18 protein-coding genes and 1 riboswitch are annotated in these 17,417 nt (G+C 70.3%); of the genes, 6 read left to right on the top strand and 12 right to left on the bottom strand.

Annotated elements, in window-relative coordinates; genetic code table 11:
- Nucleotides 1-61: 61 nt before the first annotated feature.
- Together ACFC0D_RS08500 and ACFC0D_RS08495 are read left to right on the top strand one after the other, a co-directional pair.
- A complete protein-coding gene (locus ACFC0D_RS08500; protein WP_376432685.1) occupies nt 62-271 on the top strand; it encodes a hypothetical protein in 210 nt (69 codons plus the stop codon).
- Between the two features lie 78 nt (nt 272-349).
- Nucleotides 350-778, top strand: a complete 429-nt coding sequence (locus ACFC0D_RS08495; RefSeq protein WP_376432488.1) for an SRPBCC family protein — start codon at nt 350-352, stop codon at nt 776-778.
- Between the two features lie 80 nt (nt 779-858).
- Here the strand turns inward: ACFC0D_RS08495 and ACFC0D_RS08490 are convergent, their stop codons facing one another.
- Nucleotides 859-1,485, bottom strand: coding sequence for a PadR family transcriptional regulator (locus ACFC0D_RS08490; protein WP_376432486.1), 627 nt, complete (start codon nt 1,483-1,485; stop codon nt 859-861).
- 148 nt (nt 1,486-1,633) lie between these two features.
- Between ACFC0D_RS08490 and ACFC0D_RS08485 the strand changes: the two genes are divergently transcribed.
- Nucleotides 1,634-2,443, top strand: a complete 810-nt coding sequence (locus tag ACFC0D_RS08485; RefSeq protein ID WP_376432483.1) for a PhzF family phenazine biosynthesis protein — start codon at nt 1,634-1,636, stop codon at nt 2,441-2,443.
- Between the two features lie 82 nt (nt 2,444-2,525).
- On the opposite strand, the gene ACFC0D_RS08480 is transcribed toward ACFC0D_RS08485, so the two are convergent.
- Nucleotides 2,526-3,323 carry a CPBP family intramembrane glutamic endopeptidase gene (locus ACFC0D_RS08480; RefSeq protein ID WP_376432481.1) on the bottom strand — a complete coding sequence of 266 codons (798 nt, stop codon included), beginning with the start codon at nt 3,321-3,323 and terminating at the stop codon, nt 2,526-2,528.
- A 177-nt stretch (nt 3,324-3,500) separates the two neighbouring features.
- A complete protein-coding gene (locus ACFC0D_RS08475; protein ID WP_376432479.1) occupies nt 3,501-5,000 on the bottom strand; it encodes a glutamate-cysteine ligase family protein in 1,500 nt (499 codons plus the stop codon).
- Nucleotides 5,001-5,477: 477 nt separating this feature from the next.
- On the opposite strand from ACFC0D_RS08475, the gene ACFC0D_RS08470 reads away from it, so the two are divergent.
- Nucleotides 5,478-6,077: a hypothetical protein gene (locus ACFC0D_RS08470; protein ID WP_376432477.1), complete on the top strand. Its 600-nt coding sequence runs from the start codon at nt 5,478-5,480 to the stop codon at nt 6,075-6,077.
- Between the two features lie 368 nt (nt 6,078-6,445).
- Nucleotides 6,446-6,652 (top strand): DUF5999 family protein, encoded by a 207-nt coding sequence (locus ACFC0D_RS08465; RefSeq protein ID WP_376432475.1) that lies wholly within the window; start codon nt 6,446-6,448, stop codon nt 6,650-6,652.
- A gap of 133 nt (nt 6,653-6,785) precedes the next feature.
- Here the strand turns inward: ACFC0D_RS08465 and gcvP are convergent, their stop codons facing one another.
- Entirely contained in the window at nt 6,786-9,671 is a 2,886-nt protein-coding gene (gene gcvP, locus ACFC0D_RS08460; RefSeq protein WP_376432473.1) for an aminomethyl-transferring glycine dehydrogenase, read from the bottom strand.
- Nucleotides 9,672-9,851: 180 nt separating this feature from the next.
- Nucleotides 9,852-9,950, bottom strand: a riboswitch (glycine riboswitch).
- Between the two features lie 111 nt (nt 9,951-10,061).
- Here gcvP and ACFC0D_RS08455 point away from each other — a divergent pair.
- Nucleotides 10,062-10,427: a PRC-barrel domain-containing protein gene (locus tag ACFC0D_RS08455; protein ID WP_376432471.1), complete on the top strand. Its 366-nt coding sequence runs from the start codon at nt 10,062-10,064 to the stop codon at nt 10,425-10,427.
- A 137-nt stretch (nt 10,428-10,564) separates the two neighbouring features.
- Here the strand turns inward: ACFC0D_RS08455 and ACFC0D_RS08450 are convergent, their stop codons facing one another.
- The 8 genes from ACFC0D_RS08450 to ACFC0D_RS08415 form a co-directional block, all read right to left on the bottom strand.
- Nucleotides 10,565-11,956 (bottom strand): DNA polymerase IV, encoded by a 1,392-nt coding sequence (locus ACFC0D_RS08450; protein WP_376432469.1) that lies wholly within the window; start codon nt 11,954-11,956, stop codon nt 10,565-10,567.
- 89 nt (nt 11,957-12,045) lie between these two features.
- Nucleotides 12,046-12,675 (bottom strand): MerR family transcriptional regulator, encoded by a 630-nt coding sequence (locus tag ACFC0D_RS08445; RefSeq protein WP_376432467.1) that lies wholly within the window; start codon nt 12,673-12,675, stop codon nt 12,046-12,048.
- A gap of 218 nt (nt 12,676-12,893) precedes the next feature.
- Nucleotides 12,894-13,367 (bottom strand): bifunctional nuclease family protein, encoded by a 474-nt coding sequence (locus ACFC0D_RS08440; protein ID WP_026281837.1) that lies wholly within the window; start codon nt 13,365-13,367, stop codon nt 12,894-12,896.
- 53 nt (nt 13,368-13,420) lie between these two features.
- Entirely contained in the window at nt 13,421-14,164 is a 744-nt protein-coding gene (locus ACFC0D_RS08435) for a MerR family transcriptional regulator (RefSeq protein ID WP_376432465.1), read from the bottom strand.
- 29 nt (nt 14,165-14,193) lie between these two features.
- Nucleotides 14,194-15,135 (bottom strand): FHA domain-containing protein, encoded by a 942-nt coding sequence (locus ACFC0D_RS08430; protein WP_376432683.1) that lies wholly within the window; start codon nt 15,133-15,135, stop codon nt 14,194-14,196.
- Nucleotides 15,136-15,217: 82 nt separating this feature from the next.
- Complete coding sequence (locus tag ACFC0D_RS08425) at nt 15,218-16,024, bottom strand: DUF881 domain-containing protein (RefSeq protein WP_376432463.1); 807 nt, start codon at nt 16,022-16,024, stop codon at nt 15,218-15,220.
- A gap of 4 nt (nt 16,025-16,028) precedes the next feature.
- Nucleotides 16,029-16,361, bottom strand: coding sequence for a small basic family protein (locus tag ACFC0D_RS08420; protein ID WP_015032176.1), 333 nt, complete (start codon nt 16,359-16,361; stop codon nt 16,029-16,031).
- Nucleotides 16,358-17,287: a DUF881 domain-containing protein gene (locus ACFC0D_RS08415; protein WP_376432460.1), complete on the bottom strand. Its 930-nt coding sequence runs from the start codon at nt 17,285-17,287 to the stop codon at nt 16,358-16,360. Before ACFC0D_RS08415 ends, ACFC0D_RS08420 begins: the two co-directional genes overlap by 4 nt.
- Between the last annotated feature and the right edge of the window lie 130 nt (nt 17,288-17,417).

Below are 17,417 nucleotides of genomic sequence, written 5' to 3'. Positions count from 1 at the left end.
GCGCCGCCTTGCCCTGCGCCCCTGATGCAACCACGGCGCGCTCCCGTTTCGTCCTGTGAGTATGTTCTGGATGGTCGCCCTGCTCGCACTCGACGGGCGGCAGTACGTCTACCGCGTGTACGCACCGCGGGAAGCGCTGCCGGCCGATCTCTTCTGGGCCGCGTTCCTCTGCCACGACGAGGGCGGTGGACCACGGGCCTCCGACTCGTTCGACGCCGCGCAGATGTGGTGGATCGGCGAAGTCGAAGAACTGACGGTTCATCAGTATTGAATGTTGAGGGCCGCGCGGCTACGTTCCGTCGACACCGAAGACCGACGAGAACACGCGAACCCGTGAAGGGGTGGTCGTATGGCCGAAGTCAGCGCGGAGGCACGGATCGATGCGCCGGCTGAGAAGGTCTGGGCGCAACTGACGGACTTCACCTCGTACGGCGAGTGGAACGCCACCCACACCAACTTCCCGAACGGCGGTCCGGCCACGCTCGAGCAGGGCGCCACCTTCGCGGAGAACATGAAGCTGATGGGTTTCCCCGCCGAGGTGACCTGGACGGTCGAGGAACTGGAGACCACCCGGGTGCTGGCCATCCGGGGCAAGGGTCCGATGGGGGTCGACGTCGGCACGCGCTACTCGCTCGCGGCGGACGGAGACGCCACCACGGTCCGGATCGACGGCGAGTTCACCGGCGCGGCCGTCTCGCTGATGGCGGGCAAGCTGAAGGACTCGGCCACCGCGGCGCTGAACGAGTCGCTGCGGAAGCTGGCCGGCCTGGTGGTCTGAGCGAGCCGTCCGCCGACCTACGGACACACGGAAGAGGCCGCACGGCACTGCGCCGTGCGGCCTCCCACCGTCCGGTCGACTCAGTGCTCGTCGGCCAGGATGAGGTACAGCTTCTTACGGGCTTCGTTGATGACCGTGATGGCCTTCTGCCGCTGCTCGGTGCTGCCGGTCTTCCAGACCTGGCCGAACGCCTCCATCAGACCGAAGCCGGCCTGCCGGACCTCGTTCATGGCCTCCCAGTCGACACCGCGCCCGGCCTCCTCCCAGGGGGCCTCCGGCCCCGACTCGGCCTCGGCACGCCCGGCGTCGGTGAGCGTGAACAGCTTCTTGCCGCCCTCGCTCTCGCTGGCGATCAACCCCTCGTCCTCGAGGAGCTGCAGGGTCGGATAGACCGAGCCGGGGCTGGGCCTCCATGCCCCGCCACTGCGCTCGCCGATCTCCTGGATCATCTCGTAACCGTGCATCGGCCGATCCTTCAGCAGCGTGAGGATCGAGGCGCGCACATCTCCGCGCCGCGCCCGCCCCCGGCCGCCTCCTCGACCCCTGCCACCTCCGAAGGGGCCTCCGCCCCACGGTCCGCCGCCGAATCCCGGCCCGAACTGCCCGAAGGCGGCACGCCGCCCCTCGAAGTCACCGCGAGAGCCTCCCCGCCCACGAGGGCCGGGTCCGCAATCGCCATGTCCGTGTTCGTGTCCATGTGAACGCATCGCAACGCTCCTTCCATCGGGTACATCGTTGAACTGTCGCGATGCGTCAACGATATATCGGAACACTTCTTTTGCCAACACCCGATCGGTCCAGTCGTCCCGGATTGGCCTTGGCCTGCGGCTTTACGGCGCCGGTACGTTCCGTGCCATGCGGATCCGAATCGTCGACGCGTTCACCGACCGCCCCTTCTCCGGCAATCCGGCAGGGGTCCTCCTCCTCGACTCCTTCCCCGACGACCACTGGCTCCAGAAGGTGGCCGCCGAGGTCAACCTCTCCGAGACGGCCTTCGCGCACCCGCTGCCACCCGGCGGCGAGGCCGACTGGGCCCTGCGCTGGTTCACCCCGGCCACCGAGGTCGACATGTGCGGCCACGCCACCCTCGCCACCGCCCACGTCCTGCACACGACCGGCGCCGCGACAGGGACTGTCCGCTTCGCCGCCCGCTGCGGCATCCTGAGCGCCACCGCCGCACAGGACGGCACCATCACGCTGGACTTCCCGACCTCCACGCTGACCCCGGTGCCGGCCCCGGACGGCCTGGAGAAGGCACTGGGCGCGGAGGCCGTCTCCGTCCACGACACCGCCGCCCACATCGGGGACCTCGTCGTCGAGCTGCGCGACGAGGCGACCGTCCGGTCCCTTAGGCCGGACTTCGCGGCTCTGGCGCACCTCTCCGACCGGGGTGTCATCGCGACCGCCGCGGCCGAACAGCCGGAGCGCGGCTACGACTTCGTCTCGCGCGGCTTCTTCCCGGGCGTCGGCATCGACGAGGACCCGGTCACCGGCAGCGCCCACACCGCGCTGGCCCCGTTCTGGTCCGCGCGCTTCGGCCGCGACGATCTGACCGGGTTCCAGGGCGGCGCCCGCACCGGCATCGTCCACACCCGGCTGCGGGGCGACCGCACCCTGCTGACCGGCCATGCGGTCACCGTCATCGACGGCGAACTGCACGCCTGAGCCACCACCCCGGACGCCGGGCCCTCGTACACAGAAAGGGGCGCACGGCCCTCGCCGTACGCCCCTTTCTGTCATTCGCCGTCTACATGGTGGGCAGCCAGCCCACCTTCCCGGCCAGCAAGCCGTAGCCGACGAAGGCCACGATGTCGAGCAGCGCGTGCGCCACCACCAGCGGACCCACCCGCCCCCAGCGGCGGTAGAGGAGCACGAAGACGACGCCCATCACGACGTTGCCGACGAAGCCGCCGATCCCCTGGTACAGGTGGTACGAACCGCGCAGCACCGAGCTCGCCACCAGCGCGGCCATCGGCGTCCACCCCAACTGCCCGAGTCGGCGCAGCAGATAGCCGACGACGATGACCTCTTCCAGTACGGAGTTCTGGATCGCCGAAAGGATCAGGACCGGGTACTTCCACCACACCTCCGGCAGCGATTCCGGCACCACGGTCAGATTGAAGCCGGTCGCCCGGGCCCCCAGGTAGAACGCGAGGCCGGCGCTCCCGATCACGGCGGCCACCAGCGCGCCCCGTCCGAGGTCCGGCCAGGGGCGGGTCCGGTCGAAGCCGATCGCCCGCAGCCCGGAGCCCTCCCGCAGCAGCAGGTGCGCGACGAGCAGGACCGGCATCAGCGCGGAGGCGATGCCGAAGAGCTGCCAGGCCAGGTCGAGCCAGGGCCGCCCGGGGGCGAACGAGCCGTTGAGCGTCGCCGCCTGTTCCTTGAGCCCACCGGGCTTGGTCAGCGAGCCGACGAAGCTGATGAAGGACGACACCGCGCTCGCACCGAGCGAGAGCGCCAGGACGATCAGGGTCTCGGACCGCAGAACCCGGCGCGGCAGGCCTTCGGGGGGAAGAGAATCGGCGACCACTCGTTGCTCCGACACCACACCTGTCTCCACTTCCCCATCGCGTTCCGGGTACGGAGATCATGCGTGAAGGGCCCCGCCGGGCGCCATTCCGGGGGGCGGGGGACTTCTGCTCGATCGCGGGCCAGGCGCCGTAACGGGGTCGGGGAGCCTCCTCGGTCCCGGGCCGGGCGCCCCCTGGGGCCCGGAGGATCACTACTCGATGCCCACCGGCCACCGGTGCACCGGTTCGCCGCCGCGCATCAGCTCGGCGTACCGGCGGGTCGTGGCCGCCAGGGCCGCCTCCCGGTCGAGACCGGACTCCCGGGCCCGCCGGAAGGTCTCGGCCTGCCAGGAGGCACCGTTGACCCGGCCACGACAGCGCTCCTCGATCACGCCCAGATAGAAGTCGCGGTCGGCCGGCTCGATGTGCCAGGCGTCGAGCCCCGACGCCGCCAGCGGCAGCAGTTCGTCGAGGACGAGACGTACCGCGGACACCGTCGAGACCCCGCCCGAGCGCCCGGGCCGGGGCCAGCGCAGCTCCGCCTCGATCCCGTGGCGACAGGCGGCGTCGAAGTTCGCGGCGGCGTCCTCGAACGCCAGCTTCTTCCACACCGGCCGGGGCTCCTCGGCCAGCGCCCGCACCAGCCCGTAGTAGAAGGCCGCGTTGGCGACGACGTCGGTGACCGTCGGTCCGGCCGGCAACACCCGGTTCTCCACACGCAGATGCGGGACCCCGTCCACCCAGCCGTAGACCGGCCGGTTCCAGCGGTAGACCGTCCCGTTGTGCAGGACGAGCTCCTGCAGGCGCGGCACCCCGCCCTGGTCGAGGACGAGGAGCGGGTCCTCCTCGTCGCATATCGGCAGCAGCGGCGGGAAGTACCGCAGGTTCTCCTCGAAGAGGTCGTACGCCGAATCCACCCACCTCTCCCCGAACCAGGTGCGGGGCCGCACCCCTTGCGCCTGGAGCTCCGGTGGCCGGGTGTCCGTGGCCTGTTGGAACAGCGGCGGACGGGACTCGCGCCAGAGCTCCCGGCCGAAGAGGAACGGCGAGTTGGCGCCGACGGCGATCTGGACCGCCGCCACGGCCTGGGCCGCGTTCCACACCGCGGCGAAGCGGGCCGGAGTGACCTGGAGGTGCAACTGCACGGAGGTGCAGGCGGCCTCCGGCACGATCGACGTGGACGTGCAGGTGAGCCGCTCCACCCCCTGGATGTCGAGGCTGAAGTCCTCGCCCCGGGCGGCGACGATCTGGTCGTTGAGCAGGGTGTACCGGTCGACGGCCGAAAGGTTCTCGAAGACGAGATCGTTCTGCGAAAGCGTCGGCAGAATTCCGATCATGATGACGCCGGCGTCGACCTCACGGGCCTTGCGGTCGGCGTATCCCAGCCCGGTCCTCAACTCCTCCGCGAGCCGGTCGAATACGCGGCCGCCGAGACGGTGCGGAGCGATGTTCACTTCGAGGTTGAACATTCCGAGTTCCGTCTGGAAATCCGGGCTCGCGATGCGCTCGAGGACCTCGTCATTCACCATCCGTGGCATCCCGTCCACGCCCGCGAGATTGAGTTCGATCTCCAGGCCCATCAGATTCTGTGGACGGTCGAACCTCTTCTCCGCCAGGAGCCTCGCGAGCCCCGCCAGGCACTGCTGGAGCTTCCTGCGGTATCTCTGCCGATCGGACAGGCCGAACCCGTCTGCCACGACCTTCTCCCCCATCGAAGCGTCCCTCCCCGATTGGGCGGCCACGGCGACGGCCGCGCGCGTCACGGACGATGATGCCCAGCCGACTGATCCATAACGCCTGCGGAGCCACCCCGCCGCCAGGTAGGCTGGATTGAGCAATCTCCCGGCACATCCCGCGGTCACTCGACAATGGACATATTCCACCGACATAATCGCGGAAAGCGTGGAGTCGATATTTAGCCGTCCGCAGCGGCGACGAAGCCGCAGGCAGGCGAAGTGCCCTCACGACAAATGCTGCGAATCACCCCTGGAACAAGGCCGGATGACGCCTTGCTCGCAATATCGGCGACCGCTAGCGGAAACAACGTGTGAACACGTCTCGTATAAACTCCGCGAACGAGGCAGAGTGTTGGCGCCCGGCCATGACTTCATGGCCCCTCTCCGGCAGCCCACAGCGCCGTCGTACCTGCCCACGCATCACCGTGTCTCCTGAGTGAGAGGCGACCCATCATGCTCCGACCCTCCCCGGCCCCCGCGCCGGCCCTGCGCAGCGTCCTCGCGGCCCTCGGTTCCCCCACCGCCGTCCGCGAGGCTCGAACTCCCGCTCTCCGGGCCGCCCAGGGGCCGCTGAGCCCCGAGCTGCCCCTGCCCGTCCATGTCCTCGACGTACGGGACCAGGTCGTCCCGTCCGGGCAGGCGCCGCGCACGCGGCTCGTCGGCTGGCGCTTCCTGATCCGGGGCACCGACCGGGCCGTCGCCGCCGCCGACACCATGCTCACGCCCGACGGCTGGTCCTTCTCGCACTTCTTCGAAGGTCCGTACGTCACCGCCACCGAACGCGCCCTGCACCAGGCCGAGACGCTGCCCACGACGTACCAGCCGCGCCTGCTCTCCGTACCGGAGCTGTACATGCTGACGCTGTGGCTCCACGGAGACACGGAGGCCGACGGGGCGTCCGCCTCGCCCGCGCCCAGCGACCTCCTCGTCCCGCTCGCCCCGGCGCCGCCCGGTATCGCCTCCCACCGTCCGCACCGGGTCGCCGACCTGCTGCCCGTCCTGACCCTGCGCCTCGCGCCGCCACCGCTGTTCGGCACTCCGGCGCCGGCCTGAACCACCGCACCCGAAGCTCATCCGACGCGTGCACGCCCCGCAGGCCGACCGGGCCGCGGGGCGCCGCGCTGCCCGAAAGCCGCCGGACACCGCCCGTAACCGCCCGAACACCGCTGTCGAACACCCCGCCCCAGACGGACTAGCCCGCCTGGACTACCCCGAACCATCCGAAGAGACCGCCCAGTTGAGTTGAACCGCCCGCGCGGGTGATACGTCTTCATGCAGTAGGAAGAGCTGCAGTGAAATACCTGCGGATCGACGTCCGTAGGGGAACACTGGACCAACCGAACCGACAACGGGGGGCGGCCATGAGCACCGCATCGAGCCGCAGGACGACAGACACCACGACGCAGCGAAAGAACCCATCCATGTGCCAGCACCAGCCTGCCTGTCCCACCGCCCACTCCGCCGACCGGGAGGCGGCACGACCGATGGCGCACCACCCGGAGCAGGGCTGGAGCCTGCTGTGCAACGGGGTCCTGCTCTTCGAGGACACCGGTGAACTGCTGCCGGACGGACAGATCATCGCCCCGCACCGCCCGTTGACGGCGGGCCGGGTCACGACCGCCGCCTGACGACAGGGCACGTCGGGCACCACACCGTACGAGGGAACACGCCAAGGGCCGGCCCGGAGAACTCTCCGAACCGGCCCTGACTCATGCCCGGTTGCCGACGGCGCTCAGCTCATGCTCGCGCTCGCGGCCGTGCTCAGTTGTCGTACTCGTCCAGCGGCGGGCAGGAGCAGACGAGGTTGCGGTCACCGAACGCACCGTCGATCCGGCGGACCGGCGGCCAGTACTTGTCCGCGGCCGAGACACCGGCCGGGAAGACCGCCTCGTCACGGGTGTAGGCGTGCTTCCACTCGCCGCCCAGCGCCGCCGCGGTGTGCGGGGCGTTGCGCAGCGGGTTGTCCTCCGCCGGCCACTCACCCGACGCGACCTTCTCGATCTCGCCGCGGATCGCGATCATCGTGTCGCAGAAGCGGTCGAGCTCGGTCAGGTCCTCGGACTCGGTCGGCTCGATCATCAGGGTGCCGGCCACCGGGAACGACATCGTCGGCGCGTGGAAGCCGTAGTCGATCAGGCGCTTGGCGATGTCGTCGACGCTGACACCGGTCGACTTGGACAGCGGGCGCAGGTCGACGATGCACTCGTGGGCGACCAGACCGGCCGGACCGGTGTAGAGCACCGGGTAGTGCGGCTCGAGGCGCTTGGCGATGTAGTTCGCGGCGAGGACGGCCACCTGCGTGGCGCGCTTGAGGCCCTCGCCACCCATCAGACGCACGTACGACCACGAGATCGGCAGAATGCCGGCCGAGCCCCACGGGGCGGCCGAGATCGGGCCGACGCCCGTCTCCGGACCGGCGGTGGGCTGCAGCGGGTGGTTCGGCAGGTACGGCGCGAGGTGCGCGCGCACACCGACCGGGCCGACGCCCGGGCCACCGCCGCCGTGCGGGATGCAGAAGGTCTTGTGCAGGTTCAGGTGCGAGACGTCGCCGCCGAACTTGCCCGGCTTGGCCAGCCCGACCAGCGCGTTGAGGTTGGCGCCGTCGACGTACACCTGGCCACCGGCGTCGTGCACCTCGGCGCAGATGTCGGCGACGTGCTCCTCGAACACACCGTGCGTGGACGGGTAGGTGATCATCAGCACGGACAGCTCGTCGCGGTACTGCTCGATCTTGGCGCGCAGGTCCGCGACGTCGACCTCACCGTCGTCGGCGGTCTTGACGACGACGACCTTCATGCCGGCCATGACCGCGGAGGCGGCGTTGGTGCCGTGCGCGGAGGACGGGATGAGGCAGACGGTGCGCTGCTCGTCGCCGTTGGCGCGGTGGTAGGCGCGGACGGCCAGCAGACCGGCCAGCTCGCCCTGCGAACCGGCGTTCGGCTGGATCGACACCTTGTCGTAGCCGGTGACCTCGGCGAGGCGCTCCTCGAGCTCGGTGATGAGCGTGAGGTAGCCCTGCGCCTGCTCGATGGGCGCGAAGGGGTGGATCTGACCGAACTCGGGCCAGGTGACCGGCTCCATCTCGGTGGTCGCGTTCAGCTTCATGGTGCAGGAGCCGAGCGGGATCATGCCGCGGTCGAGCGCGTAGTCGCGGTCGGCGAGCTTGCGCAGGTAGCGCAGCATCGACGTCTCGGAGCGGTGCGCGTGGAAGACCGGGTGGGTCAGGTACGCGTCCGAGCGCAGGAGCTCGGCGGGCAGCGCGTCCTCGGTGGCGGCGTCCAGGGCCTCGATGTCGGCGTCGACACCGAAGGCGGCCCACACGGCGGCGAGCTGGGCGCGCCCGGTGGTCTCGTCGCAGGAGATCGACACGTGGTCGGCGTCGACGAGGTACAGGTTGACGCCGGTCTCGCGGGCGGCGGCGACGGCCTCGGCGGCCTTGCCGGGCACGCGAACGGTGAGAGTGTCGAAGAAGTCGCCGTGGACGACCTCGACACCGCCGGCCTTCAGGCCCTGGGCGAGGATCGCCGCGTACCGGTGGGTGCGCTGGGCGATGCCCTTGAGGCCGTCGGGGCCGTGGTAGACGGCGTACATGCCGGCCATGACGGCGAGCAGCACCTGCGCGGTGCAGATGTTGCTGGTGGCCTTCTCGCGGCGGATGTGCTGCTCGCGGGTCTGCAGCGCCAGGCGGTACGCCCGGTTGCCGTCGGCGTCGACGGAGACACCGACGAGGCGGCCGGGGAGCGAGCGGGCGTGCTTGTCCTGGACGGCCATGTAGCCGGCGTGCGGGCCACCGAAGCCCATCGGGACGCCGAAGCGCTGGGTGGTACCGACGGCGATGTCGGCACCGAGCGCGCCCGGCGAGGTCAGCAGGGTCAGCGCGAGCAGGTCGGCGGCGACGGTGACGATGGCGCCGAGCTCGTGGGCGGCGTCGATCAGCGGCTTGATGTCGCGGACGGCACCGGAGGCGCCCGGGTACTGGACGAGCACACCGAAGACACCGCGCTCGGCGATCTCGGCGGGGATGCCGTCGGACAGGTCCGCGACGACGACCTCGACACCGGTCGGCTCGGCGCGGGTCTCGATGACGGCGATGGTCTGCGGCAGGGCGTCGGCGTCGATGAGGAAGACACCGTTCTTGACCTTGCCGACGCGGCGGGAGAGCGCCATGGCCTCGGCGGCCGCGGTGCCCTCGTCGAGCAGGGAGGCGCCGGAGGTGGGCAGACCGGTGAGGTCGGCGACCATGGTCTGGAAGTTGAGCAGCGCCTCGAGACGGCCCTGCGAGATCTCCGGCTGGTAGGGCGTGTACGCCGTGTACCAGGCCGGGTTCTCCATGACGTTGCGGAGGATCACCGGCGGGGTGAAGGTGCCGTAGTAACCCAGGCCGATCATCGGGGCGAGGACCTGGTTGCGGTCGGCGAGCTCACGCAGCTCGGCGAGGACCTCGGCCTCGGTACGGGCCGAGGGCAGACCGAGCGCCTCGGCGTTCTTGATCACGTCCGGCACGGCGGCGGCCGTGAGCTCGTCGAGGGAGCCGTAGCCGACCTGCGCGAGCATCTTGGCCCGTGCTTCGGCGTCGGGCCCGATGTGCCGCTGCTCGAACGGGATGCCCTGTTCGAGTTCGGAGAGCGGAATGCGGTTGGCGGTCATGTACGGAGGCCTCCTGGTCGTCACGACCTGCGAGGGGCACCAACGGCGCGGGTGCCCGGACGGCCTCCCCCTCTGTCATCTCAACCTGAGAGTTTCACCGGCACGCCAAAGGGGCTCGCCGGCTTTCACCGTCGGTGAGAGCGGATGCCGTCGGACGTCCGCCCTGCTTTCCAGAGTGACCTCGTCCGTGCGGTACAGGGGCCTGAGAGATTCCGGGGAGGATTTGCTCCTTCGGCGCCTCCGAAAGGTTTCTCCGGAGGACTCTCCCGCACAGGGTCGACAGCCACAGCCAGCCTACCAGCGAGGTTCCCGGAGCCATCGCTCAAGTGGCCGACATCCCAGATGTGCACTTTCGTAGTCTTAGAGCAGTTGCGACCTGTTGGAGGGACCGTGCAGACCGACATCGATCCGCGCAGCCTGATCGGCCGCAAGGCGTATGACCGCGAGGGGCACAAGATCGGCACCGTGGACGAGGTGTATCTGGACGACGCGACCGGAGTCCCGGAGTGGGCCGCGGTCCGCACGGGCCTCTTCAGCCGGGACGCCTTCGTCCCCCTGGAGCCGAGCGAGCTGGCCAAGGACGGCCTCCACATCCCCTACGACCGGTCCCTGATCAAGGACGCCCCGGACTTCGGCGTGGGCCGCCACCTCTCCCCCGAGCAGGAGCTCCAGCTCTACCGCCACTACAACATCTCCCTCCCCCCACCACCCCCGGACCGCGACTTCGGCCGCCTGGCGGGCCAGGAGGAGACCTGACGCCTCCGGCCCGCCGGACCGGGAGCAGGCACGCCCGCACACCCTCCGCCGGCCGTCGGCGGCGCGACGGACCCACGAGGGGACCGGAATCTCCGTCACCCCAGCGAGCGAAGCGAGACGGGGACCCCTGGCGATGCTCAGGGGGACGGTGGGAGCGACAAGCCCGGCCGGAGGCCGGGCTCGACCCCCACCAGCGGCAGCGGCTCCCCCGCCTCAAGCTCCGGGTCGTCCACGAGAAACGTCCGCACCCGCCCCGGCGCCGACCCGGGCTGCTCGAAGCGGACGGTGACCCGCCCCACACCGCTCCCCTGCACCCACCCGGCGCCGTACACCGCATGCCGTACGTCGTGCCCGGGCGACCACCGCCGCTCGGCGGGCGCGGCCGGCTCAGGGGCGGCCTCCATGGGTGACGCCTCCTCGGACCGCTCCACCGGCCCCGCCGCCTCGGCCTCCGCCTCCGCCGCCTGGGCGAACAGATCCTCCTGGGTGTAGTCCGCGAGCCCGCTCACCCCCACCCCCAGCAGCCGGACCCCGCCCGTCGTGTCCACCCCCTCGAGCAGCCGCCCCGCGGCCTCCCGCACCACCACGGGGTCGTCCGTCGGTCCCCGCAGCGTCTCGGAACGCGTCAGCGTCGAGAAGTCGAAACGGCGCACCTTCAGCACGATCGTGCGCCCCGAGTGGCCCGAGCCCCGCAGCCTCCCCACGCACCGCTCGGCCAGCCGCTCCACCTCGATCCGGATCCGTACCCGGTCGTGCAGGTCCACGTCGAAGGTGTCCTCCACCGACACCGACTTCGTGTCCCTCTCGGCCACCACAGGCCGATCGTCGTACCCCTGGGCCATCAGGTACAGGGACGCCCCGTGCGCCCGCCCAAGGAGCCGTACAAGCTCGTCCTCGCCCGCTTCCGCCAGGTCCGACACCGTCGTCATACCGGCCCGCCGCAGATGCTCACCGGTGGCCGGCCCCACGCCCGGCAGAATCCGCACCGACTTCGGCCCCAGCAGCTCCCGCTCGGTCCCCGGCTCGATCAGCACCAGGCCATCGGGCTTGGCCTCCTCCGAGGCGATCTTCGCCAGCATCTTGGACCCCGCGAGCCCCACAGACCCCGTCAGCCCCGTGGTGGCGAGAATGTCCCTGCGCAGCCGCTCACCGGCCTCCCGCGCGCTCTCACCGTCGTCGGCCACACCCCCGGCCTCCAGGTCGACGAAGGCCTCGTCCAGGCTCAGTGGCTCCACGAGCGGTGACAGCCGCCCGAGCAGCTCCATGACCTGCTCGCTGATCCCCCGGTAGAAGCCGAAGCGCGGCACGAGATAGGCGGCATTGGGCGCCCGCCGCCGCGCCTGCGCCATCGGCATCGCTGAGTGCACCCCGAAGCGTCGCGCCTCGTACGAGGCGGTGGCGACGACCCCGCGCGGGCCCAGACCTCCGACCACCACCGGCTTTCCACGCAGACTCGGCTTCGCCGCCTGCTCGGCGGCGGCGAAGAAGGCATCCATGTCCAGATGCAGAATCGTCGGCGCGGCTCTCACATCTCCGATGCTCCCCTACGCCACTGACATTCGACCGCACGCACGTGCGGGCACGAATACAGCCGCCCCACGCGCAGCCCGTCCGACGCTCAGACCGCCCGGTCCCGCCGGCGCCGCGCGAGCTCGTCACTCGGGTTGTGGCCGATCAGCGTCTCACCGGTGTCGACGCGCTCCCCGTGCAGCTGCGAGAGCGCCGCCTCGACATCGCGCCAGACCACGCCCACCGCGATCCCGAACACGCCCTGCCCGCCCTGGAGCAGGTCGACGACCTCGTCCGGCGAGGAGCACTCGTAGACCGTGGCTCCGTCGCTCATCAGCGTCATGCGCTCCAGGTCGCGGAAGCCGCGTGCGCGCAGATGCTGCACCGCGGCCCGGATGTTCTGCAGCGCGACCCCGGTGTCCAGGAACCGCTTGACGATCTTGAGGACGACGACGTCCCGAAAGCTGTACAGCCGCTGCGTGCCGGATCCGTACGCGGGCCGCACGCTCGGCTCCACGAGGCCGGTGCGCGCCCAGTAGTCCAGCTGGCGATAGGTGATCCCGGCCGCCGCGCACGCCGTCGGACCGCGGTAGCCCACCACGTCCGTCCCGGATGCCGCAGCCGCGCCCGCACTCACGTCCGTACCGAGGTCGCCCACACTGCCGTGAAGCGGATACGGACCGTCCTCCCCGGGCGCACGCCCGAGAGAGCCCCCTGCCGTACCGTCGCCGCTGCTCATCACGCCGACCCTCCGTCCTTGACCTGCCCACACGAAGGTAGGCAGTCACTCGGGGTGCGTCAACGATCGCCACACTCGGCACGCCGAGTGATAATCACCCTGAGAGTGGTTTCCCGTGTCTCTCTCCGGGGAAAGGCTACTCGAATGCCCTGACCGCACCCGGCGCGCGACGGCCGGTGGCCGGCCCACGGCCGGCTCACCTCAGTGGCTGCTGGACCTCACTGGCTGCTGGAGCCGAAGTCCTCGGGGGAGATCTGGTCGAGGAACTCGCGAAACTTCTCCACCTCGTCCTCCTGCTCGTCCGGAATCGCGATACCGGCGTCGTCGAGCACACCGTCACTGCCGTAGATCGGCGTCCCGGTGCGCAGCGCGAGCGCTATCGCGTCGGAGGGCCTGGCGCTCACCTCGACGCCGCTGGCAAAGACCAGCTCCGCGTAGAAGACGCCTTCACGGAGGTCCGTGATGCGGACCTCGGTGAGCTCCTGGCCCACGGCTTCAAGGACATCCTTGAAGAGGTCGTGCGTCAGCGGCCGGGCGGGGGCCATGCCCTGCTGGGCGAAGGCGATCGCGGTCGCCTCACCCGGTCCGATCCAGATGGGGAGGTACCGATCGCCTCCCACTTCACGCAGGAGCACGATCGGCTGGTTGGAGGGCATTTCCACCCGGACACCCACAACGTCGAGCTCGTTCACACAGCAACCCTAGGACGTGCCCGACCGGTTTGGGTAGTCGGGCCCCCACAAGATCACGGGAGCCGGAGCCCCAGAGCGGTCTGGACCAGTGCCGCGTGCAGCCGGATGGAGAGCCCGGCGAGCTCCTTCACAGTGGCCTCCGCATGTGCTCTGGTCTGCGGGTTACGGTGCCGGCGCAGCGGCGCGACCACCTGTTCGACCAGACCCGCCTCCCGGTCCGCCGCCGCTTTGACCGCCCTGAGATGCCTCGGTTCCAGACCGAATCTCCCCAGATCCGCGACAAGTCTGGCGACCGTGACGGTCTCCGCGTCATAGCCGCCCTCGGCCCCCGCGGCGATGAGCCCGTACGACTCCCACTCCGCGAGCTCCTCCTCGCTCACCTCGGCGGCGGCGAGGAGCTCGGCCCGTCCCACCCGTGTGGCGGTAGGACGGTCGCCCTCCGGTTCCCAGGCCCCGTCGAGCAGATCGCGCTGCGGGCTGGGCGACGGGAGCTTGATCTGCTCACCCCGGGCAAGGGCGTCGAGATGCTCCCGGATGACCTTCAGCGGAAGATAGTGGTCCCGCTGCATCCGCAGGATCTGGGCGAGCCGCTCCACGTCCTGCGGGCTGAACTTCCGGTATCCGGAGGCCGTCCGCCGGGGCTCGACAAGCCCCTCGGCCTCCAGGAACCGGATCTTGGAAATGGTCACTTCGGGAAATTCGTCACGCAGTTGGTTCAGCACCGTCCCGATGCTGACCAGCCGGTCGCCCGCGGTGGCGGTGCCGTGTCCGGCACCGCCCGTCGGTGTTCGCAGCATGGACCTTCCCTGAAGGCTTCCCGGAGGCGTCACACGCCCCGCTGGCTCGAGTAGAAGACCAGCCGGTACTTGCCGATCTGCACCTCGTCACCGTTGGACAGAACAACCGACTCGATCGGCTCACGGTTGACGTACGTGCCGTTGAGGCTGCCGACGTCGGCGACGGTGAAGCTGCCGTCCTGCGCCCGCCGGAACTCGACGTGGCGCCGCGACACGGTGAAGTCGTCGAGGAAGATGTCGCTCTGCGGGTGACGGCCGGCCGTGGTCAGCTCGCTGTCCAACAGGAACCGGCTGCCCGAGTTCGGGCCGCGCCGCACGACGAGCAGAGCCGAACCGGCCGGCAGGGCCTCGACGGCCGCCAGAGCCTCGGGCGACAGGGACGGCATGGCCGTCTGACCGGTGACCTCGGCGTCGTAGGCCTCGAGGCCCGAGATCGAGATCGTCGACGTCGTCTCGGACGCGCGCTCCACGGGCGCCCCGCCCCGCAGCGGCGTACCGCAGTGGGAGCAGAAACGGCTGTCCGCGGTGTTGCGGTGACCGCACCTCGTACACACCGGCATGGACGCATCCTCCTGCCGCGGCTGACCCGCGGAGGTCTGGGTCGCATACGGATCGGGGGTGAACCCTCCACCCGTACTTGAGGTTGATGGTTCCCCGAAACCTATGCGGCCGGCACCGGCAGGGTCAACAGACGACGCGCCGTGCGCGCCCGCGACATCTCCGCCCTGGCCGCCGACCTCATCGCGGAACAGCGGACGCTCGCCACCCTGTTCCTCGCTCTGGGCATGGCGCGGCGCGCGGTGCTTGGCGTTGCCGCCGTCCTCGCGTGCGCTCTTGCCGAACAACTTCGCAAAAAAACTCACGGGCGATTCCCCTTGACCGAAACAGACCCGCCCGTGGGGCAGGACGAACCCTGAATGAACACACCTGCCGACCCGGACACCTTCACAACGTCCGTATCCTCCGGACAGTTTCCACCACGCACCACGCTTGTGATGCGGCGACCCCCCGCAACGTCTTCCCCATGTCGCGCGACCGCCATGCACCCCCGCCTCACTGCGAGGACGACTGAGCGTAGTCAGGCCGCTTCGCAGGTCGCAAGGCATCCACAACGATCTTCTCGGACTTGGCCACGGTCGCCGTGGCCTGCTCCTTCTCCAGTGTCTGAATGACTCCACCGGGGATGTTGAGCGCCGGCTCGAGATCCTCCGGCTTGCCGATGACCTTGAAGACGTACGGAGCGGTCACCTTCGTTCCATCGATCTCTATGTCGCTTCCCGCACCGGAGAAGTAGCTGTCAGCAACCACCCGAACGTTGTTGATCTGGATCGCCTCGGCGCCCGCGGCACGCAGCTCCTGGATCGCGTCGAGGAGCATGTCCGACTCGACCGCCGCCGCCGCGCCGGCCACGGTCAGCGTGATGCCCGGCCCCTCGGCCGCGACCGTGCCGGCCAGGATGCCGAGCTGCTGCTCCTTCTCCTGGGTCTGCTTGCGCGCCTCTTCGGCCTGGTCCGAGCTGGACTCCAGCTCGGAGCGCTGGTTCTCCAGACGCGCCTTCTCGTCCTCCAGGCGCTGCGTACGGTCGTCGAGCTCGTCGAGGATACGGACCAGGTCCTCCTGACGGGCGCCGCGCAGCGCACTGTTGTCACTGGTGGACCGGACCTGGATGGCAAGACCCAGACCGAGGACGAACAGCAGCAGGGCGACGATGAGTTGGGCCCGGCTCACCCGCGGCGGCCACAGCCCCGCGGCCAGCCGCTGCCGCCCGGTCAGCTGCTTCTCGGGGGCGGCGGGGGTCGACGGGGTCGCCTTGTCGTCGTCCGGGTTCTCCGGCGTCTCGGGGTGCACGTCGTTGCTCATCGCGTCACGCCCGGAACACGTGCCGCCGGATGGCGGCGGCGTTGGAGAAGATGCGGATGCCGAGCACGACGACGACACCGGTCGACAGCTGCGCGCCGACACCCAGCTTGTCGCCGAGGAAGACGATCAGCGCGGCCACCACCACGTTCGACAGGAAGGAGACCACGAAGACCTTGTCGACGAAGATTCCGTCGAGCATGGCACGCAGGCCACCGAAGACCGCGTCGAGGGCGGCGACCACGGCGATCGGAAGATAGGGCTCGACCACCGCCGGAACCTCGGGCCGGACCAACAGTCCGACCACCACTCCCACGATCAGGCCCAGTACGGCGATCAAGATGTGCCCTTCCCTGTGTCGGCCGTGGCCTGCCCGGTGGGCTTGGCGGCCCCGGCTCCCCTCGGCTCTGCTGTACGTACGATCAGGCTCGGCGCGGCCGGCAGACGCACGTCCGTCTCGGCCGTGATGCTGGTGCGGATCCCGAAGTTCTCCTGCAGCGCGTGCAGGTACTGGCCGTCGGCGCTGTCCTGGAACGCGGTGCTGAGCCGCTGCCCGTCCCCCACCGCGAGCACCGTGTACGGCGGCACGAGCGGCTTGTTGTCGACCAGTATGGCGTCGCCCGCCGCCCGGATCGCGGACAGCGACGTCAGCCGCTGGCCATTGATCGAGACGGCCTCGGCGCCCGACTCCCACAGCCCGTTGACGACGCGCTGCATGTCACGGTCACGGACCCGGCCCGTGTCGGAGAACCCGCTGCTCTCCCGGGGACCCCCGCCACCCTGCTCGGTGTCCTTGGCGTCGTCGACCACGAGCTTCACGCCCGGACCGTGCACCGGGGTCGCCCCCGACAGCAGGGCCACCAGCTCGGCCTGGTCACCGCCGTGCTGCTCCAGCGCCTTGCGCTGCCGCTCGCCGACCTCGGCACGGATCTTCTCGACGTCCTGCTCCAGCTTGTCGGCCGCGGCGGTCTCCGCGTCGATCCGGCCGATGAGCTCCTGCCGCTCCTTGGCGACGACCGGCGCGGAGATCCGTGCCTCCGCGGCGCCCACGGTCACCACCGCCGCCGCGAGCACGAGGCCGGCCGCCAGGCCGAGCTTGGCCCGCAGCGTCCGCGGCAGCCCGCCGCCCTCCGCCTCACGCCGGGCCGAGGCCTCCGCGTAACCGTCGTCGAGCGCGTGGTCGATCACGTTGTTCAGCAGCGACATGGACGCGTCCGGACGCGGGGGCGGTGATCCGGTGCTCCGAACGGGGTGCTGCTGCGACATGCCGCACATCGTCGCACGTCGGGGGTGCTACCGCCGAATGGCCCCACCGAAGTGGGGGGGGGGGGGGGCGGGACACCACCCCCCCCGAACCGCCCCCCCCCCACAGAGCAGCGCGCGGGGCCCCCGTCGG

It is taken from the genome of Streptomyces sp. NPDC056222, assembly GCF_042264065.1.
Taxonomy (GTDB): Bacteria; Actinomycetota; Actinomycetes; order Streptomycetales; family Streptomycetaceae; genus Streptomyces.
This window is presented reverse-complemented; position numbering and strand designations above follow the sequence as displayed.